This is a genomic window from Micromonospora sp. NPDC048887 (genome assembly GCF_040649715.1).
GTDB lineage: Bacteria > Actinomycetota > Actinomycetes > Mycobacteriales > Micromonosporaceae > Micromonospora.
Genome location: NZ_JBEZGA010000040.1, coordinates 1 through 1,332 on the forward strand (window position 1 = coordinate 1; position 1,332 = coordinate 1,332).

General features: G+C 66.7%; 2 protein-coding genes. Both read right to left on the minus strand.

Annotated features, from left to right (window positions below; all coding sequences use genetic code 11):
- Positions 1-30: 30 nt before the first annotated feature.
- Positions 31-957: an IS3 family transposase gene (locus AB0C17_RS29035; protein ID WP_357481431.1), complete on the minus strand. Its 927-nt coding sequence runs from the start codon at positions 955-957 to the stop codon at positions 31-33.
- Positions 954-1,265, minus strand: a complete 312-nt coding sequence (locus AB0C17_RS29040; RefSeq protein WP_067308719.1) for a transposase — start codon at positions 1,263-1,265, stop codon at positions 954-956. The genes AB0C17_RS29035 and AB0C17_RS29040 overlap by 4 nt, the downstream gene beginning before the upstream one ends.
- Positions 1,266-1,332: the final 67 nt, after the last annotated feature.

A 1,332-nucleotide genomic window follows, 5' to 3' on the forward strand; every position in this document is an offset into this window, starting at 1 on the left:
TGAGTTCCCCCCGCTTCGATGGAGCAGTGGTTACCGGCTGCCGGCTGGTGCCGGGATGGCGATAGGTGGTTCGGCTGGTTCGGTTTCGCGGGTGTGCCAGGCGGTCTCGTACTCGTTCGGGCTGAGGTAGCCCAGTTCCTTCTGGATCCGGCGGGTGTTGTACCAGCCGTCGATGTAGGCGAAGATCGCGTTCTCGGCCTCGTCGCGGGTCCGCCAACTCGTGCGGTAGACGAGTTCGATCTTCAACGTTGACCAGAAGTTCTCCATAAGGGCGTTGTCGTAGGAGTCGCCGACGGAGCCCATCGAGGGCAGAATCCCGTTGTCCTGCAAGCGTTCCGCGAAGCGGAACGACGTGTAGTTCGACCCGCGGTCGCTGTGGTGGATCAACTGGCCGTCGCGGACATCCCGGGACCAGATGCCGTATTCGAGGGCGGCGAGGATCAGGTCGGTGTCGCAGCGGTCGGACGTCTTCCACCCGACGATCCGGCGGGAGAACGCATCCCGCACCGCAGCGAGCCAGAACACGCCTTCACCGCACGGGATGCGGGTGGCGTCGGCGACCCAGAGCCGGTTCGGCCCGGCCGCGGTGAACTGCCGGTTGACCAGATCCGGCGCCGGCGTGTGCCGGGGATCCTGCCTCGTGGAGCCGCCGCGCCAGCCGCGACGCAGGAACGCACCCTGCCAGCCCTGGCCGGCCATCAACCGCTCGACCCGTTTGCGGCCCACGCGGATGCCGTCACGGCGCAACTGCCGGTGGACCCGGTCCGCGCCGTAGGTGCGCCCCGACGTCTCCCAGATCTCGTGGATGTTCGAGATCAACCCCAGGTCGACCACGTCCCGGTCGCAGGGCTGCTCGGCCTGCTTGACCCACGCGTAGTACGTCGAAGCGCCGATGTTGAGGACCCGTAACAGGAGCGCGACCGCGAACTGGTCACGGTGTTCGTGGACGAACCTCATGACCGTCGCCGGGTCGGGTCGAGCTCCGCCGCGAAATACGCACTCGCCGCCTTCAAGATCTCGTTCGCCCGCCGCAACTCGGTGACTTCCCTACGCAGCCGGCGGTTCTCCTCCGCCATCTCGCTGGTCGGCCGGTCGTGACGCTCGTCGGCGTCAGCTTCGGCCTGGCGGATCCAGTTCCTGAGCGCCTCGTGATGAACGCCCAACTGCTCGGCCAGACGCCGGATCACCGGCTTCGGGTCCGACTCGCGGTACAAACGCACAGCGCGCTGACGTAGCTCGTCGGGGTACTTCTTCGGTGCTGCCACGGACGACTTCCTCCCCCACGGCCATCAGACCATGGTCAAGAAGCTCCATGAAAGCGGGGGTGGCTCA